Annotated in this window: 20 protein-coding genes and 1 tRNA gene; 11 read left to right on the top strand and 10 right to left on the bottom strand. The window is 60.2% G+C overall.

Annotated features, from left to right (window positions below):
* Positions 1-32: 32 nt before the first annotated feature.
* Complete coding sequence (locus RCJ00_RS17670) at positions 33-701, bottom strand: peptidylprolyl isomerase (RefSeq protein WP_316223594.1); 669 nt, start codon at positions 699-701, stop codon at positions 33-35.
* Between the two features lie 153 nt (positions 702-854).
* On the opposite strand from RCJ00_RS17670, the gene RCJ00_RS17665 reads away from it, so the two are divergent.
* Entirely contained in the window at positions 855-1,223 is a 369-nt protein-coding gene (locus tag RCJ00_RS17665; protein WP_316223592.1) for a hypothetical protein, read from the top strand.
* Here RCJ00_RS17665 and RCJ00_RS17660 read toward each other — a convergent pair whose 3' ends face one another.
* The gene (locus tag RCJ00_RS17660) at positions 1,224-3,134 is read right to left on the bottom strand and encodes a S9 family peptidase (protein ID WP_316223591.1); all 1,911 of its coding nucleotides are present in this window, start codon (positions 3,132-3,134) and stop codon (positions 1,224-1,226) included.
* Between the two features lie 136 nt (positions 3,135-3,270).
* Between RCJ00_RS17660 and RCJ00_RS17655 the strand changes: the two genes are divergently transcribed.
* Positions 3,271-4,833, top strand: a complete 1,563-nt coding sequence (locus tag RCJ00_RS17655; RefSeq protein ID WP_316223590.1) for a tetratricopeptide repeat protein — start codon at positions 3,271-3,273, stop codon at positions 4,831-4,833.
* 20 nt (positions 4,834-4,853) lie between these two features.
* On the opposite strand, the gene RCJ00_RS17650 is transcribed toward RCJ00_RS17655, so the two are convergent.
* The 3 genes from RCJ00_RS17650 to RCJ00_RS17640 all read right to left on the bottom strand — a co-directional run bounded on the left by RCJ00_RS17650 (position 4,854) and on the right by RCJ00_RS17640 (position 9,264).
* A complete protein-coding gene (locus RCJ00_RS17650) occupies positions 4,854-7,310 on the bottom strand; it encodes a hybrid sensor histidine kinase/response regulator (protein ID WP_316223589.1) in 2,457 nt (818 codons plus the stop codon).
* A gap of 341 nt (positions 7,311-7,651) precedes the next feature.
* Positions 7,652-8,443: a glycine zipper 2TM domain-containing protein gene (locus tag RCJ00_RS17645; protein ID WP_316223587.1), complete on the bottom strand. Its 792-nt coding sequence runs from the start codon at positions 8,441-8,443 to the stop codon at positions 7,652-7,654.
* Positions 8,444-8,565: 122 nt separating this feature from the next.
* Entirely contained in the window at positions 8,566-9,264 is a 699-nt protein-coding gene (locus RCJ00_RS17640) for a fumarylacetoacetate hydrolase family protein (protein WP_316223585.1), read from the bottom strand.
* 230 nt (positions 9,265-9,494) lie between these two features.
* Between RCJ00_RS17640 and RCJ00_RS17635 the strand changes: the two genes are divergently transcribed.
* Genes RCJ00_RS17635 through RCJ00_RS17625 form a run of 3 tightly spaced genes read left to right on the top strand, consistent with a single transcriptional unit; the run spans position 9,495 to position 11,880 of the window.
* Positions 9,495-10,571: a transporter substrate-binding domain-containing protein gene (locus RCJ00_RS17635; RefSeq protein ID WP_316223584.1), complete on the top strand. Its 1,077-nt coding sequence runs from the start codon at positions 9,495-9,497 to the stop codon at positions 10,569-10,571.
* 5 nt (positions 10,572-10,576) lie between these two features.
* Positions 10,577-11,065, top strand: a complete 489-nt coding sequence (locus RCJ00_RS17630) for a hypothetical protein (protein WP_316223583.1) — start codon at positions 10,577-10,579, stop codon at positions 11,063-11,065.
* On the top strand, positions 11,062-11,880 hold the full coding sequence (locus RCJ00_RS17625) for an NAD(P)H-hydrate dehydratase (protein ID WP_316223582.1): 819 nt from the start codon (positions 11,062-11,064) through the stop codon (positions 11,878-11,880). Before RCJ00_RS17630 ends, RCJ00_RS17625 begins: the two co-directional genes overlap by 4 nt.
* Here the strand turns inward: RCJ00_RS17625 and RCJ00_RS17620 are convergent.
* A complete protein-coding gene (locus RCJ00_RS17620) occupies positions 11,837-12,232 on the bottom strand; it encodes a hypothetical protein (protein WP_316223581.1) in 396 nt (131 codons plus the stop codon). The two genes, RCJ00_RS17625 and RCJ00_RS17620, sit on opposite strands and share 44 nt — an antisense overlap.
* 145 nt (positions 12,233-12,377) lie before the next feature.
* The gene (msrA, locus tag RCJ00_RS17615; RefSeq protein WP_316223580.1) at positions 12,378-13,046 is read right to left on the bottom strand and encodes a peptide-methionine (S)-S-oxide reductase MsrA; all 669 of its coding nucleotides are present in this window, start codon (positions 13,044-13,046) and stop codon (positions 12,378-12,380) included.
* 159 nt (positions 13,047-13,205) lie between these two features.
* Here msrA and RCJ00_RS17610 point away from each other — a divergent pair.
* The 3 genes from RCJ00_RS17610 (at position 13,206) to RCJ00_RS17600 (ending at position 14,413) form a co-directional block, all read left to right on the top strand.
* Positions 13,206-13,295 (top strand) — tRNA-Ser (locus RCJ00_RS17610).
* Between the two features lie 267 nt (positions 13,296-13,562).
* Positions 13,563-13,907 carry an ArsR/SmtB family transcription factor gene (locus tag RCJ00_RS17605; protein WP_316223579.1) on the top strand — a complete coding sequence of 115 codons (345 nt, stop codon included), beginning with the start codon at positions 13,563-13,565 and terminating at the stop codon, positions 13,905-13,907.
* Positions 13,904-14,413 carry an SRPBCC family protein gene (locus tag RCJ00_RS17600; RefSeq protein ID WP_316223578.1) on the top strand — a complete coding sequence of 170 codons (510 nt, stop codon included), beginning with the start codon at positions 13,904-13,906 and terminating at the stop codon, positions 14,411-14,413. Before RCJ00_RS17605 ends, RCJ00_RS17600 begins: the two co-directional genes overlap by 4 nt.
* A 177-nt stretch (positions 14,414-14,590) precedes the next feature.
* Here the strand turns inward: RCJ00_RS17600 and RCJ00_RS17595 are convergent, their stop codons facing one another.
* Entirely contained in the window at positions 14,591-15,016 is a 426-nt protein-coding gene (locus RCJ00_RS17595) for a DUF1801 domain-containing protein (protein WP_316223577.1), read from the bottom strand.
* Positions 15,016-15,861, bottom strand: a complete 846-nt coding sequence (locus tag RCJ00_RS17590) for an AraC family transcriptional regulator (protein WP_316223576.1) — start codon at positions 15,859-15,861, stop codon at positions 15,016-15,018. The genes RCJ00_RS17595 and RCJ00_RS17590 overlap by 1 nt, the downstream gene beginning before the upstream one ends.
* Positions 15,862-16,157: 296 nt before the next feature.
* On the opposite strand from RCJ00_RS17590, the gene RCJ00_RS17585 reads away from it, so the two are divergent.
* The gene (locus RCJ00_RS17585) at positions 16,158-16,604 is read left to right on the top strand and encodes a PEGA domain-containing protein (protein WP_316223575.1); all 447 of its coding nucleotides are present in this window, start codon (positions 16,158-16,160) and stop codon (positions 16,602-16,604) included.
* Between the two features lie 204 nt (positions 16,605-16,808).
* Here RCJ00_RS17585 and RCJ00_RS17580 read toward each other — a convergent pair whose 3' ends face one another.
* Positions 16,809-17,252 carry a helix-turn-helix domain-containing protein gene (locus RCJ00_RS17580; RefSeq protein ID WP_316223574.1) on the bottom strand — a complete coding sequence of 148 codons (444 nt, stop codon included), beginning with the start codon at positions 17,250-17,252 and terminating at the stop codon, positions 16,809-16,811.
* Between the two features lie 67 nt (positions 17,253-17,319).
* On the opposite strand from RCJ00_RS17580, the gene RCJ00_RS17575 reads away from it, so the two are divergent.
* Both RCJ00_RS17575 and RCJ00_RS17570 read left to right on the top strand, forming a co-directional pair.
* On the top strand, positions 17,320-18,534 hold the full coding sequence (locus tag RCJ00_RS17575) for an MFS transporter (protein WP_316223572.1): 1,215 nt from the start codon (positions 17,320-17,322) through the stop codon (positions 18,532-18,534).
* Positions 18,531-18,971: a class I SAM-dependent methyltransferase gene (locus RCJ00_RS17570; RefSeq protein WP_316223571.1), complete on the top strand. Its 441-nt coding sequence runs from the start codon at positions 18,531-18,533 to the stop codon at positions 18,969-18,971. The genes RCJ00_RS17575 and RCJ00_RS17570 overlap by 4 nt, the downstream gene beginning before the upstream one ends.
* Positions 18,972-19,079 lie beyond the last annotated feature (108 nt).

Below are 19,079 nucleotides of genomic sequence, written 5' to 3'. Positions count from 1 at the left end.
ATTCCGCGTCGTTGGGCGATAGCCGCTCCCCCCTATCCTACCCGCTGAGCCTTGGTGATGATGACCGGCTCAGCCAGCATCTGACCGGCCCAGCCGCCTTCACGGGTATGCTTGTCGATACGGCCCTTCCAGATCTCCTTGACCACGTCCATGCCTTTGACGACATGGCCGAAGGCGGCGTAGCCCAGTTTTTCCTTGTCCGATGCCTTGGGGCCCGCGTCGAGATAGGTATTGTCGCCGACCATGATGGTGAACTCATTGGTCGCCGTATTGGGGGCGAACCGCGACATGGAGATAACGCCATCCGTATGGCTGAGGCCGGTTTCCTTGGTCGATTCATGCTTGATTGGCGGATAGGTCAGGCCCGATGCGCCGGCCTGGATGAAGCCGGTATTGCCGTCCTTAAGCGAGCGCCAGAAAGTGGCGCCGTCGAATTTATGCGTATCGACATAGTGCAGGAAGTTGGCGACCGTAATCGGCGCCTTCTTTTGTTCGAGCAGCAGAACAATTTCGCCCTTGGTGGTCTGAAGGCTGACCGTCACCGTATCGGCCGGCGGCGGAGGTGGCGGGGGCGGAGGCGGTGCTGCAACTTCAGTCTTTTTCGGCGCCGGCTTGGAGCAGGCCGTCACCGCCAGCGGCAGGACGGTCAAGGCCAAGCCGACCGCCATGAACGTGCGTTTGTTGTGTGAGGTATCGGACACGCCTGAACTCCTTGCATATGCCTGCGCGAAGTATCGAAATTTTGGTCCGCTTGGCAACCGGTTTTCGCACATCATTTTCTTACGCCTGTCATGGCGTATCGCACACCGGACTTATCGACGCCGGCCTAAAGTGTCGGCGAAGAGGAGAGCGCTATGAATACACCGCCAGCCCAAACACCCGCCCAGACCGCCGAACATGCCGAGGCCCAACAAAGGACGAACCAGCCCGATCCCTTTCCGCCCGAAGGGACGGACGAAAAGACGCTGAACATCGGCAACAGCGAAAAGCCGCTTGGGGACGCCGAAACGCTGAAAGCCACGCGCGCCGCGCTCGACACCGCGCCGACTGGACCGGCCGGAAACGGCGATCATGCCACGGCGGAAGACCTCATCGAAGCAGGTGAAACCCCGCCCGATGCACCGGACGAAGGTCCACGCGACGATGTCCCTGCGGACAAGGGCAATAAGGACAATGCGGTGCCAAGTCCGCACGTCCCCGATACGCGCGTCTTCGATTTGTGATTATTTGAGATATGTGTCGAACCAGGCCACAATCCGTTTAGCCAGGTCAGCGCTGTTTTCCGGTTTGCGAATGGCGTGCCCCTCGCCTTCGTAAATCATCAGCGTGGTATCTACGCCCTGCGCTTTCAGTCCGTGCCAGAATTCCAGCGATTGCGCCGCAGGGGTTTCGATGTCGCGTTCGCCGACATAGACGAAGGTCGGTGTCTTGGCGTTCTTGATGTAGCGGATCGGCGACAGCTTGTCGTATATGGCCGGATCGTCATAGGCCGACGCCCCGAAGAAGGGGATCATCCACTGATCGATGCCATTCTGGCCATAATAGCTGATCCAGTTGGCGATACCGGCGCCTGCCGCCCCGGCTTTGAAACGATTCGTCTGCGTAACGGTCCACATGGTCATGAAGCCGCCATAGGATCCGCCCGTGACGCCGAGGCGGGCATCATCGACCGGCGCGATCTTTTCCACCGCATCGATACCGGCCAGGATATCGCGCAGGTCGCCGCCGCCAAAATCACGGCGATTGGATAGAACGAAGGCTTCGCCCTGGCCGTAGGACCCGCGCGGGTTGGGCTGGAAGACCAGATACCCTGCCTTAAGCAGGTCGTAAGCCGTGCCGGAGCTGGAGAAGCGCGGCGTCACCGCCGATGACGGACCACCATGAATAAGGGTGATCATCGGATGCTTTTTCGCCGGGTCCAGCCCCGCGGGCGTGAGCAGCCAACCCTGAACCTTGAAGCCATCATTGCTCCAGGTGACGTTTTGGGCGGTGAAAGGTACGCTGAGCGCGTCGTTCTCGGTGGTGACGGCCTTCAGGGCACCCGGCTTGCCGATATGGATGGCGGGGCCTTTCGTGAAGCTTTCAACAACCGAGGCAGCGGTCTTGCCCGCCGCATCAAAAGCAACGCGGCCGTCGCCAGCCATGGTGCCAACCGCCGATACCGAGACCTCGCTGACGCCGCCCTTCACCGGGTCGATGCGGGCGATACCGGTTTCGCCGCCCTGGGTTACCGTCGCCATGACCCCGCCCCGCGTAACCGTCAGGCCGGTAAAGGTTGCAGGATAGTCCGGCGTCAGGTTGCGCGGCTCACCACCGGCCAGGGGCACAGTATAGACATCCCCACCGATTGAACCGAAGTCGCTCATCAAGCCGCCGATATAGAGGACGCTGATCCCGTCCGGCGATACGCGTGGCATGTTAATCTGGGTCTTCGGCGTAGCAATGACACGCTCTGTGCCTGGGCCGAAATATTCCAGCTTAGCGGTCCACCAGTTGTTATCGCCGTCCCCCTTGGCAGCGGTAGCGACAAACCCCTTGCCGTCCGGCGTCCAGTTATATTCATAGACCCAGGTGTCGTCTGGCGACACGAAGCTGAGCGTGCCGCCAGCGGCGGGCACGGTGGCTATACGTTGTTCATCCCTGGCGGTAGCGGCGCCGATTTCCCCGACACGGGCGGCGCCGGCCTGGGTGGCGCCAACCTGCTTGCGAGCATTTTCCACCACCAAAAGCGCGATGGTGCTGCCGTCCGGCGACCAGCGCGGCTTGGCGGCCACGCCTTTTAGAGTGGTCACGACGCGGGGTTGGCCGTCCTTAAGGACATAGAGCGTAGCCGTACCGGCCTTGCCGTCCGCCGCGAGGAAGGCGATCTGGTTGCCGTCCGGCGACCAGATCGGATCGCTATAGCGACAGGGGGTGCAGGGGTCCACTTCGCCCGTAACCTTACCTGCGGCATTTCGGAGCGTGAGGATGCCATGCGGTGCGCTAGGCTTGCCTACCGGCACCTGGGAATCGATGGTGACAATGCGCGCACCGTCCGGCGACAAGGCCAGGCCATCATAACGATGGAGGACCGGGTCAGTGGCCGGGACGGTCTGGGACAGGGCGACGGCGGCGAACAGGGCGATCAGGCTCACGACAAACTCATCAATAGGGACAGATAGTTTCAGATGATGGCTTTACCGGTCCCGAGTCAACGGCAAAAACGGATGACAAACCTGGCCCACCGGCATAGATTACCGGACTGGGGAAATACCGGACTGGGGGAACATCATGAAACAATACACCATCGCTGCGGCCGCACTTCTGCTTGCCCTTTCGCCGTGTGCGCACGCCGACACGATCTCTTCGCGGTTAAAGCCGCCGGCTATCCAGGTCAGCGCATCGGAGCAGGCGCGTCTGCAAGTCCTGTTGCGCCAGGCGATAAACGAAGGCCAGTCCGAGGATACGATCGGCGCCAAGGGCGACCTCATGCGCATCATTGAAAGCCCGGCGTTCAGCAGCATGAAGCCGGACTTCCGTTACTGGACCTATTATATGCTGGCGGTGTGCGAGCGCGAGCTTAACAATCCGGCCCCGGCTTACGACGCCCTGGTCAAGGCGGGTGAAATGGCGCCCGATCTGCGCGATTCCGACTATTGGTTCATGATGGTCGGCCTGTCCTGGAGACAGGAAAAGGACGCCGAGATGGTCGATGCTGTCAGTCGCCTGATCACCGACTATCCCAAGGCGGCGCTCAATCTCAATTCGTCGGCGATATTCAGCGCCCTACGCAAGGCGAAGGACCTACCCGACGGCACGGCCAAACGCCTGGCCATACTCGAAGGCCTGAAAAAGATTGATTACAAGGCCGACGGCGGCCCGGGAACCGATCAAGGCCTGTGGAGCGACCTGTTCGAAGTCTATGTCGAAACCGGCAACGAGGCCGGCGCGAAGGATATCCTGGCCAGCCTGACCTATCCCGACTCGCTGATGCCTATCTATGTCGACAAGCGATACCAGCGCTTCGTCGACGTCAGCCAGGCCGCCGCCCGCTATAAGGCCGCTCAGGACAAGGAAATCGCGGATGCGCGCACACGTGCCGCCGCGCACCCGGACGAACTGGAGAGTGTCCTGGCCCTGTCGTCAGCGCTGAGACATACCGGACAGTGGAAGGAGGCCCTGGCAACTCTCGACGACGCCTTGGCGAAAATGGCCGCCGCCCCGAAGGACAAGCCGGCTTTCAGTGATGCGGAGGAGCAGTTGCACTGGGTGATCATGACGCGCAGCCTTCTACTGAACTATCTGGGCCGAAACGACGAGGCCCTAGCGGCACAAATCCAGGCGCGTGATGAGGGGACAAAGGCTGGCGACACGGTCAGCCAGTCCGTCAATCTCGGTGATCTCTATTATCAAAGAGGGCGCGCCAAGGAAGCAATCGCAGCGGTTGCCGGCATTACTAAGAGCGACAACGCCAGTCCTTACGGCCTGATGGCTGCCGAAGAGGTTCGCGTCTGCGCCTACCAGCAATTGGGGGATCAAGCCAATCTGGCAACGTCGCTCGGTTACATGCGCGATCACGCCAAGGACGGCTATGGTCCGCTGCGTTCGGCGCTTTTGTGCGTCGGAGACGCAGATGGACTGGCCAAGCTAGTCATTGCGCAACTCGACGATCCCAAGACGCGAAACGGCGCGTTGATTGACCTGCAAACCTATCTGCCGACGCCGAATCCGACCGCCCTGGAGGTGAAGTACCGCGCGCTTTTCAACACCGTACGCAATCGGCCCGATGTCCAGGCGGCGGTCGATAAATATGGGGTCATCCTGAGCTGGCCAACCTATTCATCGGGGAATTAGGGTTTTTTATCGCTCGGAACTTATCCTCGATCGAGCATATCGCGGACCTTGGCGGCCAGTTGGTCGATGCTGAACGGTTTCCCGATCAACTCGACGCCAGCATCGACCACCCCGTTGTGGACAACCGCATTGCGAGTGTAGCCGGTCGTGTACAGCACCTTGAGGTCCGGCCGGATCAACCGGGCGGCATCGGACAGCTTTCGGCCATTGGCTTCCGGCATGACGATATCCGTGAACAGAAGCGCGATTTCCGGATGCTGGTTAATCAGCGCCAGCGCCGACGCCGCCCCTTCGGCTTCCAGTACGCGATACCCCAGCTCGGTCAGGGCGTCGACGCTTAGCTGGCGCACGGCGGGCTCGTCATCGACCACCAATATTACCTCGCGATTCTCACCCATGAGGGCGGTGGCATGGGTGACATCTTCTTCGCTTTCGACATCCTTACCCAGGGTACGCGGCAGGTAGATCTTTACGGTCGTGCCTTCCCCAGGTTCGGAATAGATCTTTACGTGACCGCCCGATTGCTTGACGAAGCCGTAGACCTGACTAAGCCCCAGGCCCGTGCCCTTCCCCACGGCCTTAGTGGTGAAGAACGGATCGAAGGCCTTGGCCAACACGTCCTGGGTCATCCCCTCCCCCGTATCGGTAATAGCGATCAGGACATATTGCCCGGCCGGAACGCCGATATGGGCGGCGACATAGCGGTCGTCGAGGTGAGCATTCTGTGTCTCGATCGTCAGACGCCCACCGTCAGGCATGGCGTCACGGGCATTGACCCCCAGATTCAGGATGACGTTTTCAAGTTGGTTCGGGTCGGCATGGGTCTGCCACGGGCCTCCCGTCAGAACGGTTTCGAGGCGGATATCGCTCCCCAGCGAATGACGCAGCAGGTCAGACATGTTGGCGACGAGGGCGTTGACATTGATCGATTCCGGCCGCAGCGGCTGCTGGCGCGAAAAGGCCAATAGCCGCTGGGTCAGGTTGGCGGCGCGCTTGGCCGCTTCCAGGGCGGCGTCGACGAACCGTTTCGCCCGTGGGTCACCATCGCCTATACGCCGGCCCAGCAGGTCCAGAGAGCCCATTATGACGGCCAGCATATTGTTGAAGTCGTGGGCAATGCCGCCCGTCAATTGCCCGACCGCCTCCATCTTCTGCGCCTGCCGCAACTGCTGCTCGGTTTGTTGCAGCGCTTCCGCCTGCCTTTTTTCGTGCGTGACGTCGCGGCCATAGGCGTAGATGCGATTGCCTTCGGTCGTGGTCCGCCAGGAAATCCAGCGTGGTGCCCCATCGGCATGGATATAACGGGTTTCAGAATCGGTCAGGTCGCCGCGCTCGACTGCGTGCTCCAGGTTTGCCTGGCCACGCTCGGCATCTTCTGGCCATATGAATTCGCTAAAATGGCACCCGACCGCCTCCGACGGCTTGCGGCCCAATATGGTTTCCCAGGCGGGCGATACGTTCAGGAAGATGCCGTCCAACCCCATCACAATCTGCACGTCACGAGACTTGCGGAAAATGCGGTCGAGCTCGGCGCTTCGATCGGCAACCTGGCGCTCCAGATTTTCATTCAGTTCGCGCAAACGGTCATCGCGGTCCTGCAAGGCCTGTTCCGCCAGATGGCGCGAGGTCACATCGGCGCCTTCGACAAAGATCGCGCCGACAGTGCCGTCGGCGTCGCGAATAGGCTGGTAAACAAAATCAAGGAAGCGTTCCTCGGTTGTGCCGTCCGGCTGGATCAGACTAACCGGTGCGGCATAGGCGGTGAAGGCCTGCCCCGTCGTGTACACGGTATGCAGCAGGTCGACGAACCCCTGCTCCACGACTTCCGGCAGGGCCTCGGCAAGCGGCTTACCGATAATGTCGCGGTTGCCCACCAAGCTGAGATATGGCGAATTGGCATATTCGAACACATGATCCGGCCCCCGCAGGACCGTCATGAAGGTCGGCGCCTGTTCGAATAACTGCATGAGCGCTTCGCGCTCGGACTTCAGATTGTGCTCAGTCTTAACCTTGTTAGTGGTCTCTACCACCGTGTCCATGATGCCGACCACGGCACCGGTTTCATCGCGAACCGGTGAATAGCAGAATGTGAAGTAGGCTTCCTCTGGCGCGCCATAGCGCGCCACCGGTATCATATAGTCTTCGATAAAGGTCGCCTCGCCGGCCCAGGCCTTGTCGATAATAGGTAGCATGTCCTCCCACACCTCAGCCCAGGTGACGCGATAGGGCTCGCCCAGCGAATCCGGCTTGTTGCCTGTCAACGGATGGTAGGCGTCGTTATAGATGGCGACCAGATCCGGTCCCCAGAACAGACATTTTGGGAAGGCCGAGGATAGCATGAGATCGACGACAATGCGTAGTGAGGCCGGCCATTGTTCGATTGGCCCCAGGGAGGTGGTGCCCCAGTCGAATCGGCGCACCTTTTCCGCCATCATGCCGTGGCTCGACGGAAACAGTTTGGATACTTCAGATGACATGCCGCCCCTCGACCGGAAACGCGTGTTTATCCCGCATTCAAAGATGACACGCAGGGTATTCAGAGGCAAAAATCGCGGCGACTACCATAAAGAGGCAATGTGGAAATCTGCGCAAAGCGGCCTTTTCCACCTTATTTTGCGCGTTCGACCGGCCTGTGTTGCGGTCGGTCCGGTGCAGAAAGCGGGCCATAAATGGCCCTAATACTGGGGGTGTAATGCGGGTGGGCTCGGACACACACCGCCCCAGCTATCGGATATCCGTTTCTGAATACGGTCTTCCGGGTCAAGCCAAGGGGTGACCGGGCGGCGGTGCATCACCGTTACCCGGTCCTTATATTTTGTTAGTTGCCGGAGCTATAGTTGCTGCTCTGGTAGCTGTTCGTTTCCTCGTGCCAACCGCCATTGCGATCACGCCAGCCATAGGCGACGACCTGACCGACATGCCACCGGCCGTCGTCATCTTGCCAGCCGATATTGCGCGGCCGACCGTCATGCCATTGGCCCTGATCGTCGCGCCAGCCTTCTTGTGCACTGCGCGGGCGCGGGGCGCCATAGGACGAACCTTGATAGGTCGAGGACGAATACTGGCTCGACGAATTGTCGCTATAGCTGCGATAGGGCTGCGGGGCAGAATTCGCCGGGCCATTGTAAGGCTGGGACTGGTAGTCGCTGTCGTCGCTGTACGCGCGTCCGTTATTATAGGCCTGTTGGCTGGGTGGATCATAATAGACGTTGTCGTAATAGCCGGTCTGCGGACGGTCGCGGAAATAGATAATGTCATAACCTTCCGGCGCGGGCGGCGGCGAATAGTAGCGGCCCGGACGATAGGCGTAATAGGCGCCGTTATAGCATTTGACCGACGATTTGCCGACCTGGTTGCCGATCACGCCGCCAATAACAGCGCCGCCGACCGTCCCCAGGCCACGTTCGTGCTTCGACACCTGGCTGCCGGCCAGACCGCCGATAACCGCGCCCAGAACGGCGCCATTGGTGCCGGCATCGGACTTGCGCGTGTAGCAATACCCGTCATAGGCGCGGGTGTCATATTGCGCGTGGGCCGCCATTGGCAGGCCCAGCGACACGGTCGCCAGTGCAAGCAGCGACGGGACCGTCAGTTTCCTCAGATTAATCATGATGGCGTCTCCTTATGAGCGCGGGTATACAAGCAGCAAGCAGGCTGCGCCCAACCATATAAGTTTGCAATAAGGGCTATTTTAGGGAAATCCGAGGACGGACAATCCTTTAATTTTGCGCTTTAATCGGCGGCAGGTGGCCCGACCAGTACCACCGTATCGCTAAGGCCGTCGATGGCGACGACGATACGGTCGCCTGGCGTTACCGGCCCGACGCCGGACGGCGTGCCGGTATAGATCAGGTCTCCGGGCTCCAGGCGATAATATCGCGACAGGAAGGCAATGATTTCACCAATCGACCAGATCATGTCGGACAGGTCGCCCGATTGTTTGCGTTCACCGTTCAGCGGCAAGGTGATCGCCCCCTGATCCAGGGGACCTGTATCGGCGATGGGGTGGATCAATCCGATCGGCGCCGCCTGTTCGACATTCTTGCCGATATCCCAGGGGCGGCCCTTGTCACGCGCGGCAAATTGCAGGTCACGCCGCGTCATGTCGAGCCCCGTGGCGTAACCGTATATGTGGGCCGCGGCGTCTTCGGCGGCGATATTGCGCCCGCCCTTGCCAATCGCCACGACCAGTTCGGCTTCGAACTGGTAGTTCTGCGTTTCCGGCGGATAGGCGATCGTGCTCCCCGACGGCACGACCGTTTCCGCCCATTTGGTAAAAAAGAACGGCGGTTCGCGCTCCGGATTGCTCCCCATCTCGATGGCGTGAGCAGCATAGTTGCGGCCGATGCAGAACACCCGGCGCACCGGAAAGGCGTCACCACGCGTCGTCAGGAGCATTACAGGCGGTTGCGGCTCAAATAGGGGTGTCACGATGAAAGCCCTTTCAGAAAGCTGACGCACTTTACGGTCAAAACGTGCGTAAACAGGGGTGATGCGGCCCGTGAACAGGCCCGACATCATCGTGACACGGATGAGTTCCTGTGGGCAACAGCCTTGCGTACGTTTATAACACCCGCGCGATGGTCAGGATTCGATCCGGGATCGCGACGTGGCCGACCTTGAGCAGCCCAAGACCTGGTACCATACGGAAGGTGAAATGAATGCGGGCGTTTTCAGCTTTCTTTGTCGTGATAGCCTTATTGCTGTCGCCTTCTCTCTCCCACGCCCAGGACAGGACCGTCCATGTCAGCGTGCGCGTGCTACCGCCTTTTGTCGAGCAACAGAACGGCCAGTTTTCGGGCTTTAGCATTGATCTGTGGAACGAGATCGCCAAACGCCGGCACTGGCAGAGCAGCTACACCGCCGCACCAGACGTCGAAGGCCAGTTGACGGCCGTGTCCCGCAAAGAGGCGGACGTCGGCGTCGGCGCGGTGTCCATTACCGCCGAGCGCGACCAGCGTTTCGATTTTTCCCAGCCCATCCTCAATGGCGGCTTCCAGATTCTGGTGCGCAGCACGCGTCCGGGCCCGGAATCGACGGCGCTTGAAAGCCTCCTGCACCTGCTCTTTTCGCCGGCCATACTGGTCTGGTTAGGCATTGCCTGCCTGTTGACAATCATTCCCGCCCATATCATCTGGCTGGCGGAACGGCGGCATCCGGAAGGCATGATCCCGTCGAAGTCCTATTTCCCCGGCATTTTCCAGGCCTTTTTCTGGGGCATGGGAACGCTCGCCACCCAGGCCGATTCCATGCCCCGTCACTGGATTTCACGAGTCGTCGCCGTGCTGTGGATGTTCACCAGCGTGGTCTTCGTCGCCTTCTACACGGCGACCCTGACAGCCACATTGACTGTCCAACAGTTCAAAAGTGAAATCAACGGCCCAAACGATCTGGTCGGCAAAACGGTGGCCACCGTCACCGCCAGTACGTCAGAGGAGTACCTCAAAAGCAATGGCGTACGCATCCAAGCCTTCCCTGACGCCGCCACAGCTTATCAAGCCTTGCGGGCAAAAAAGGTCGATGCGGTAGTCTATGACGCCTCCGTTTTGCAATATATTGCCGCACATGAGGGATCGGGCACCGTCAATGTTGTCGGTCCGATCTTTCACAGCGAAGACTATGGGTTCGTCTTCCATAACGGCAGCGATTTGCGCCGCCCGGTCGATCAGACCTTGTTGTCGATCCGTGAGGACGGCACCTATGACCGGCTGACGGATAAGTGGTTCGGCAAGAAATAGGCCTGATGACCGCCACCACGGATGCACACCGCAAGGATTTGGTCAGGGGGCTCACGTCTGCCGAGGTGTCCGCCCTGCCCGACGGCCTGGCCCAGGCCGTGCCTGTGTCCGAGGTCCGCCTGATAAACCGGCATCACTGGGTATCTCATCTCGCCCGGCTGGTTGGCCGCGGGACACAAATCGTGGTGCGGGGACGAAACATCTTCTGGCCAGGGCTAGTTCCCGATTTCAGTGACGATCCGGTACGCATGAGTCTGCTGGCTCACGAACTGGTCCACGTCTGGCAATATGAAACCGGCCTGACGCTGTGGAAATATATCCTGCGGGAACGGGGCCGCTACCACTACCGGATCGACGGCCGCGCCTATACGGGGTACGGTTATGAACAACAGGCGGCGATGATGGAGGACTGGATGCGCTTACGCGCCGGTTTGCCCCCACGTTACAGCCGGGTTGATACGCCGACCCTGGAAAGGACACTCCCCTTCCTATGACCGACAACGCACCTGATCTGTGGCTAAGCGCCCTGCCCCGCCCATCGAGCGCCGGCAGCAAGTATGACCGTGGCCATGCGGTGGTCCTGGGCGGCCCGATGGCCAGCACAGGTGCGTCTCGGCTGGCGGCGCGCGCCGCCCTGCGTATCGGGGCGGGCCTGGTGTCGGTGGCCTGCGACCCGGCCAGTCTGATTGTCTACGCCAGCGCGCTGGAAGCTGTCATGACGCGGCCGGCCAAGGGCGCCGACGCCTTCGCTGAACTGCTGGCGGACCCACGCATATCGAGCGTTATCCTGGGCCCGGCGGCGGGTGTAACCGAACGCACCCGGGCCTGCGTCCTGGCGGCCCTGACCGCCGAAAAACCCTGCGTTCTGGATGCGGATGCGCTGACGGTTTTCAAGGCGCAGCCCGATGAGCTTTTTGGCGCCATCCGCGCGCCGACGCTGCTGACGCCGCATGGCGGAGAATTCGCCCGGCTGTTCGGTACGGTGCAAAATCGGGAAGACGCCGCCCTGACCGCTGCGCAAACCAGTGGCGCCGTGGTCCTGCTAAAAGGCTCTGATACGGTCATCGCCGCGCCGGATGGCCGCATTGCCGTCAATCGCGCCGCCCCCGCCACCCTGGCGACCGCCGGATCGGGTGACGTGCTGGCGGGGATTGCCGGCGGGCTAATGGCGCAGGGCATGCCGGTGTTCGAGGCCGCCTGCGCCGCCGCCTGGATTCACGCCGAAGCCGCGCGCCTCTTCGGGCCTGGATTGATTTCGGAAGACCTTAGCGAACAGATACCGGCCGTGCTGCGCGGGCTGGGTCTCTGACCGTCAAAAAACCGAGGCAAATGACGGCTTCAAGCCCCATGGCGAACCATATGCCTTCGCCGACATGACCGCTGAGCCATTCATAAAGACCGAGCGCAATCAGGGACACACAGGCCACAATGACGCCGTTGCCGATCGCCTGTTGCGCTTCGCGCAGATCGACCTTGCGGATGCTCAGCAAGATAACCCCGAGGGCGACGAACAGGCAGGCCATGCGCCGCGACACCAGACCGTCACCGTAATCGTAGCCCACCTGCCAGTGGGTCAGTATCCAGTGCGGCAGGATCAGCCAGACACCGGCGAGTATCAGGCATACCAGCCCCGTCACGGTCGCTAGAATTTTGAAGGGCATGATGAACTCCGCAAGCCATACAGGGTTTACGCCCTCGCGGCAGGTTCGGTTCACTGGGGAGCTTTGGCGGTTCATTGGCGACCGGTCACACAAATGCCGTGCGCCCGATCGGAGCGCACGGCATTTTCAGCGTCAGGCGGTCACATCAGATGGCGCAGACCGCGCCCGTGCCCTTCAGGCCGCAATAGCCATCCGGATTCTTGGCCAGGTAGCCCTGATGGTACCCTTCGGCGAAATAGAAGGGGGTTTCGGTCGCTATGGCCCCCGTCGATTCGCCGTCCTTCGCCGGCGGAAAGATATCCGAGGTGATGGCGCCCTTGCCGACGGCGGTAAGCGCCTTCTGGAACTCGGCCTTGCTGGCGATGGCGGCGTCGTACTGCGCCTGGGTCGTGGTGTAGATGCCCGACCGGTATTGCGTACCGACATCATTGCCCTGGCGATAGCCTTGCGTCGGATCGTGGCTTTCCCAGAATAGTTTCAAAAGCTGAGCGAAGCTGATCTTTTGCGGGTCGTAGACAACCAGAACGCCTTCGGTATGACCCGTCTGGCCGGTGCAGACCTCCTTATAGGTCGGATTGGGCGTGTAGCCGCCAATATAGCCGGCCGCCGTGGTAAAGACGCCGTCCTGCTTCCAGAACTTGCGCTCGACACCCCAGAAACAACCCATGGCGAAGACCACGGTTTCCGATCCGGCGGGATATGGCCCCTTGATCGGGGTATGAAGAACGAAGTGGGTGTCTTCTGTAGGGATCGCCTCGCTGCGCCCGCTGAGGGCGTTGGAACGGGTGACCATTTGGGATTTTAAGCCGAACATGGGGAACTTTCCTTCTCGATTGCGAGGAATATACGCGTCGGCGTTCAATATAGTTACAAAAAAAGCGCCTGTAAGAGGCAATCCGGGCTTGCTCATTCGTCCGGCATGGGTATAAAGGCCGCCTTCCGCGCGCCTTGACCGGGCGCGGCCTTGATGGATGGACAGATGGCGGAGTGGTCGATCGCGCACGCTTGGAAAGCGTGTGTACGTGCAAGCGTACCGAGGGTTCGAATCCCTCTCTGTCCGCCATTAAAAAGAGGCTCCCGCAAGGGGGCCTTTTTTAATGGCGATCAGGCGGTTCAGATCCGCTCGGTACTTACAAAAATGCGGGGTTCGAAAACCGAGCGCAGCGACGGTTTCGGCGGAGCGCAGCGCAGCCAATCCCTCTCTGTCCGTCGCTCCGAATAGTTAGATCGCTGCAGCCCCCCCATAGTCGAAAGTCAAAACGCAGAGCGGCACTCTTGACCGCGAGTTTACGCTTGACGCTTTAAATATGCATCATTATGCATATGCATTATGTCGCATGTATCAAATTTCGAAATCCTGGCTGATCCCTCTCGCCGCCGCATCGTGGAAGCGCTGCGCGCCGGTGAGCAGGCGGTCAATGATATCGTCAAACAAGCGGGTATTCACCAATCCGGCGTGTCGAGGCACCTTGGGGTGCTGCAACGGTCAGGCTTCGTGTCGGTCCGGCCTGACGGCCAGCGCCGCCTTTACGCCCTTCGCCCCGAGCCATTCCGCGAACTTGAGGCCTGGCTAGACTCCTACAGAAACCTTTGGGAGGCGCGTCTCGATCGCTTCGACGCTGCGCTCGCGCGGCGAACCTCCCCACACATCAATAAAGAGGAAACAGACCAATGACATCTTCACCGCCGCCAGAGACGAGCGCAACGCCCCAGGCCACTGTCGTTATCGAGCGCACCTATTCCGCGCCGGTCGAGGATTTGTGGGCACTCTGGACGACAAAAGACGGCTTCGAATCCTGGTGGGGCCCTGTGGGCTTTCGGGTTGAGGTCCAGACCCTTGAGGCACGAGAGGGAGGTGTCCTCGCCTACGCGATGATCGCCGACAGTCCTCAGATGATTGCAGCGATGAAGAGCATGGGGCAACCGACCTCTACAAGCATCAAGGGCTCGTACGGAGAGTTTGTACCGAACCAACGGCTCCGCTTGGTTCAGGTGATCGACTTTGTAGCAGGCACCGAGCCATACGATAGCGTTATTGACGTTCAGTTTCTAAAAGCCGGCGACAAAGCACGCATGGTCATCGCCTTGCAACCCCACCTAGATCCACACTGGACGAAGATGTCTATCGACGGCTTCACAAGCCAGTTGACGAAGCTCGAGGCGCGGTTCGCCCAAGACTAGGCGATTGTGATATAGCTGGGGGCGGGCGTCGTCGTGTCCCCGCCCCTACCCCAATGTCTTGAGGTTTCTATCCGGGCTTAAGCGGTGAGGCAAGGAGCGCGACGACGTCAGCAGTCTCGGTCGCGCCCCAACGGGTAACCCGAATGCCCTTTCGCGCAACCTTTATATCAAGGCCAACTATTTGGTTTGACGGTGATAGGTAAGGGCCATCACCAGACAGATCGCAAGGGCGGATTCCGGCAACGAGGCCGAGGCGGAAATCAGGATTGCCCGGTTGCCCTGATACGCAAAAACGTCGGGAAATTGAGCGCGAAATGTGTCCACCAATGTGGTACGGCAATTGAACAGAACCGCAATTGCGTTGTCTGCTGATTTCGAGGCCCCAAGCCTGATCGTGCTTCCGCTGCGAGACACATTCGTCAGATAGGCGGGCTCCCCCCATTTAAGCGTTTCCGTCAACGGACCAACGCCCAGCGTTGTTTCCGCCACCTCCAGGATGAGGCGGCGAATACGCAGGAGTTGGCCACGCAACGGTTCGGAAAAGGCCGCAAAAGCCAGGGTGACCGCGTCCGGGAGGGGAGACTCCGCTTTCAAGTTCGGCATCACAACGCCTTGAGTGGCAAATGAATGTCGGTGAGAAGATCTTGTGGCGACGTGTCGCGCGGATCGTTGAGATAGGCCTCGAAAGCTGGCGCCTCCTCCGCCTCATAGCCGGAGCTAGGGAGCCACACGCCGAAAAGCCAGCGATAGGCATTCTTCATATCGGCATAGGGGCCCTTGTAGCGCAAACGCGCGTAGCAGCCACCGCGCAGGACGGTGTCCAGGAGAGGTGGCGCGAGCGCAATGTCTTCACTAATCGGCAGGCAGGCCTGTGACCGCAATTGATTTTGCGGAACAAGATCTGGATCGTCAAAGAACAAGGCCATCATTCGCGGCTCGGACGGCATGAGGCCCTGCGCCAAAAGTTGGGAGAATAGCTGACCCATTGCGTGATCGATCTGGATATAGGGCCCTTGATGCGCAACCGCAGCGCAGCGGATCGAGGGCAGTGTCTCGACGAAGATCGGAAAGCCGTTTGAATCGCCCTCCCGATTCGCGACCTTGAAAGCCGCATGGGAACCATTGGCGCGATACGCCATCGGCGTCATGCCATAGGCTTCCTTGAAAGCATGCGCGAACGCGTCCGTTGAGCCATAGCGCGCCCTCTGCGCAACCGAGGCAAGGGGCATCTCGGAGTTCGCCAGCCGATCGGCCGCGCGCAACAGTCGCAAACGCCGAATTGTCGCCGCGATTGTTTCACCACGCATTGCAACATAGATTCGGTGCCAGTGATAGGCAGACAAACAGGCGATTTCCGCCAGTGTCTCGAAACGAAGATCCTCTTCGATATGCGCATGGATATAGTCGATGACGCGATCGAGCCGCGCTTCGTAACGTGATTGAGCCATCTCGATCGCCCCTGTCTCGCTGTGCCCTTTGTACTTCGACCAAAATACACAGACGAGGCCGATAAATCTTGCGGAAGTGTAGCGCGTGGCGATGATTACATGATCCGCAGCCTTCGGATTGCGTGTGCGGCTTTGGAGAGATCCCCCTTACGCGGCATATCTAAGACAGTGTCTTAAACTCGATTGCAGCTTATCCACACAACACAAAGGTGAAATCACCGCGCGCGCAATTGACTCCAGCGCCTCAGGGCTGCAAATTATGTCTGCGTCGAAACCTGACGCATTTGGGGGTTCAAATGAACAAGTTACTTTTAGCCGCCGCGCTCGCCGCGGTTGCTGTCTCTACGTCTGGCTGCGCCACGATTACCCGCGGCACGCATGACGCCTTCGAAGTACAAACCGATCCGGTTGGTGCGACGGTGAAAACCAGTAATGGCTTTTCCTGCGACAGCACGCCGTGCTCGATGCGAATGGAGCGTAAGTCTGAATTTGACGTTGCCATCAGCAAACCCGGCTACAAGACCTGGAATGGCCACGTTACCCATAAAACCGCCTCCGGTGGCGGCGCAGCCATGGCCGGCAATGTGCTGGTTGGCGGCATCATCGGCGCAGTCGTTGACGGCAACAACGGTGCCACTCAGGACCTCGTACCGAACCCTCTGATTGTGAAATTAGAGGCCGAAGGCGCACCTGCCAAATCGTCTGCCGACTCGTCCTCGGCGGCGGCGGCGGCGTCTAACTAATACTTGATCAATACAAAGGCGCCGCCAGTCTATTGGGCGGCGCCGACTAAGCTATCACTAAGGACGCCGAGACGACAGGAATCGGTGGAACGCTATTCCGGCTTTGGCGGATGACTGTGTGGGAGCCAGGCGGAGGCTTTGTTCCTGCGAATAGCCGCATAATGGACCGGACGTTTAGCCACGACCCCAGCCGCACAGCCTGTGTCATATAGGCCGGCGGCTCTTTTTCGGCTTTTCCATCTTTCCGCGCTTGCCACCGCGTTTGCCCGCCACGTCCAATAACCGCCGAAACGTCGGGCACTCCAGATGCGAGGGGGCCGGGCAATCGGCGACGTGGCGTAATGTGTCACGCAGCGCCACCAGTTCACAAATTTTCCTGTCAATCTCTTCGACCTTCGCGTGGATCACATCGCGCGAGATGTTCGGCAATCCGTTGCGACCGAACATGCCGCCGATCTCGTCGAGCGAAAACCCTGCTGCCTTGCCCATGGCAATCAGCTTGAGTTGCAATAGTACCTCCGGGGAAAACTGGCGACGCAACCCGTGTCGCGAGACCGACGTGATAAGCCCCGCCGCCTCATAATAGCGCAGCGCCGAAGGCGTCATTCCGCTGGTTTGCGCCACCTCTCCGATATCCAGAAATTTCATGCTTGACCTCAAGTTGGCTTGAAGTGGCAGCCTGCGCTTCAACGAATATTGATGCAAGAGGATGGATATGAAACAAGCGAAAACGGGCATTACAATCACACTGGCACTCTCGATGCTGCTGGCCTCGCTAGGCACCAGCATTGCCAATATCGCGCTGCCGACGCTGGCCGTCGCCTTCTCAGCGCCGTTCACCCAGGTGCAGGCGGTGGTCGTTGCCTATCTCGCGGCCCTGACGGTCTGCGTCGTGGTCGCCGGCACGCTCGGCGATCATCGAGGACTGAAGCCCATGCTTGCGGCAGGTCTCGCTCTGTTCGCCATAGCCTCTCTACTGTGCGCCACCGCCTCGACCCTACCGCTGCTGATCGGCGCACGCGCACTTCAGGGCATGGGTGCAGCGTTCCTTATGACGCTCTCCATGGCGCTAATGCGCCAGACCGCTGGCGAGGCACGTGTCGGGCGAGCCATGGGCCTGCTCGGCACGGTATCGGCACTGGGCACGGCCCTTGGCCCGTCGCTTGGCGGGGTGTTGATCCCGATGGCGGGCTGGCGCAGCCTCTTCTGGGTGCAGGTGCCCTTGGCGGTTCTGGCCTTGGGACTGGCAGTCGTGATGCTGCCCGCTGATCCGGGCCGAAAAGCCGCGCGGCCGGCCCCTCTGTGGTCGGGCATGAATCGGAGCCTCTTGGCCAACCTGTTCGTCAACCTCCTGGTCGCCGCCGTCATGATGACGACGCTGGTGGTCGGTCCTTTCTATCTCAGTATCGGACTGGGTTTGACGGCGACGCAGGTCGGTTTCGCCATGGCGATTGGGCCCGCGATTTCTATTTTCAGCGGCGTTCTGTCTGGACGGCTGGTCGATGCATGGGGCAGCGGCCGGACGCTCGGTTTGGGCCTCGCCCTCCTGGCCGCCGGGGCGTTCATGCTGGCGCTTCTGCCGAATATAATTGGCCTGGCGGGCTACCTAGTCTCGATTATCGTACTGACGCCCGGCTACCAACTGTTCCAGGCCGCGAACAACACCGCCGCGCTGGCGAACGTCTCCACGGAACGGCGCGGCACGGTTTCCGGCTGGCTCAGCCTGTCACGCAATATCGGCTTGATCGTCGGTGCCTCCTTGATGGGCGCGGTTTTTGCCTTTGGAGCGGGGACGCAAGACTTTGCTCGCGCATCGGCTTTGGCCATTGCCTCAGGGATGCAACTGACCTTCTTGCTGGCCGGCGGACTGATGCTCATCGCCATCGGGAGTGCGTTTGGACATCTTGTCGGGATTAAACGTCCGCTATGATCGCCAGTGAGCTGATCCGGCGCGGCTTTGATGTGACCGGTGTGGGCGCTACGCCGACAATGCTCGCCCTGTTCCAACGCAATCTGCCGGGCGTCCCGGCACACCTCGCCGATATGCGCGAACTCGCCTTAGGACAGCGTTTCGCAGGCTTGCTGGCCTGGGATAGCTTTTTCCACCTGTCGCCCGATGATCAGCGCGCCATGTTCAAACGCTTCCAGGCACATGCTACGCCAAGGGCCGCGCTGATGTTTACAAGTGGAACGGCGGAGGGTCAGGCGATTGGCGAATTGCAGGGCGATCCGCTTTACCATGGCAGCCTCTCCCCCGATGAATATCGTGCTTTGTTGGACGCTACCGGATTTGAGGTTATTGATCACGTCGTAGAAGACCCGACCTGTGGGCATCGAACCGTCTGGCTTGCTCAGCAACGCGGGTAGGCGGAACAACGACCCTTCAATGCCAAATCTGACGCATTCGCTGGCATCTCGCGGCTACGCCCCATCCGGCGTTGATGCCTGGACCGTGTTGTGTCATGACAACCGCCA

The sequence above is a fragment of the Asticcacaulis aquihabitans genome (assembly GCF_032490435.1).
GTDB lineage: Bacteria > Pseudomonadota > Alphaproteobacteria > Caulobacterales > Caulobacteraceae > Asticcacaulis.
Note: the sequence above shows the minus strand (reverse complement) of the source record. Positions and strands in the feature narration are given on the sequence as shown.

Excerpts from the sequence above, each read along its gene's own strand:
- RCJ00_RS17595 (WP_316223577.1), bottom strand. The coding sequence starts at position 15,016 with ATGCCGAACTTGAAAGCGGAGTCTCCCCTCCCGGACGCGGTCACCCTG.
- RCJ00_RS17655 (WP_316223590.1), top strand. The coding sequence starts at position 3,271 with ATGAAACAATACACCATCGCTGCGGCCGCACTTCTGCTTGCCCTTTCG.
- RCJ00_RS17630 (WP_316223583.1), top strand. The coding sequence starts at position 10,577 with ATGACCGCCACCACGGATGCACACCGCAAGGATTTGGTCAGGGGGCTC.
- RCJ00_RS17575 (WP_316223572.1), top strand. The coding sequence starts at position 17,320 with ATGAAACAAGCGAAAACGGGCATTACAATCACACTGGCACTCTCGATG.
- RCJ00_RS17650 (WP_316223589.1), bottom strand. The coding sequence starts at position 7,310 with ATGTCATCTGAAGTATCCAAACTGTTTCCGTCGAGCCACGGCATGATG.
- RCJ00_RS17585 (WP_316223575.1), top strand. The coding sequence starts at position 16,158 with ATGAACAAGTTACTTTTAGCCGCCGCGCTCGCCGCGGTTGCTGTCTCT.
- RCJ00_RS17635 (WP_316223584.1), top strand. The coding sequence starts at position 9,495 with ATGCGGGCGTTTTCAGCTTTCTTTGTCGTGATAGCCTTATTGCTGTCG.
- RCJ00_RS17580 (WP_316223574.1), bottom strand. The coding sequence starts at position 17,252 with ATGAAATTTCTGGATATCGGAGAGGTGGCGCAAACCAGCGGAATGACG.
- RCJ00_RS17645 (WP_316223587.1), bottom strand. The coding sequence starts at position 8,443 with ATGATTAATCTGAGGAAACTGACGGTCCCGTCGCTGCTTGCACTGGCG.
- RCJ00_RS17625 (WP_316223582.1), top strand. The coding sequence starts at position 11,062 with ATGACCGACAACGCACCTGATCTGTGGCTAAGCGCCCTGCCCCGCCCA.
- RCJ00_RS17620 (WP_316223581.1), bottom strand. The coding sequence starts at position 12,232 with ATGCCCTTCAAAATTCTAGCGACCGTGACGGGGCTGGTATGCCTGATA.
- RCJ00_RS17590 (WP_316223576.1), bottom strand. The coding sequence starts at position 15,861 with ATGGCTCAATCACGTTACGAAGCGCGGCTCGATCGCGTCATCGACTAT.
- RCJ00_RS17665 (WP_316223592.1), top strand. The coding sequence starts at position 855 with ATGAATACACCGCCAGCCCAAACACCCGCCCAGACCGCCGAACATGCC.
- RCJ00_RS17605 (WP_316223579.1), top strand. The coding sequence starts at position 13,563 with ATGTCGCATGTATCAAATTTCGAAATCCTGGCTGATCCCTCTCGCCGC.
- RCJ00_RS17600 (WP_316223578.1), top strand. The coding sequence starts at position 13,904 with ATGACATCTTCACCGCCGCCAGAGACGAGCGCAACGCCCCAGGCCACT.
- msrA (WP_316223580.1), bottom strand. The coding sequence starts at position 13,046 with ATGTTCGGCTTAAAATCCCAAATGGTCACCCGTTCCAACGCCCTCAGC.
- RCJ00_RS17570 (WP_316223571.1), top strand. The coding sequence starts at position 18,531 with ATGATCGCCAGTGAGCTGATCCGGCGCGGCTTTGATGTGACCGGTGTG.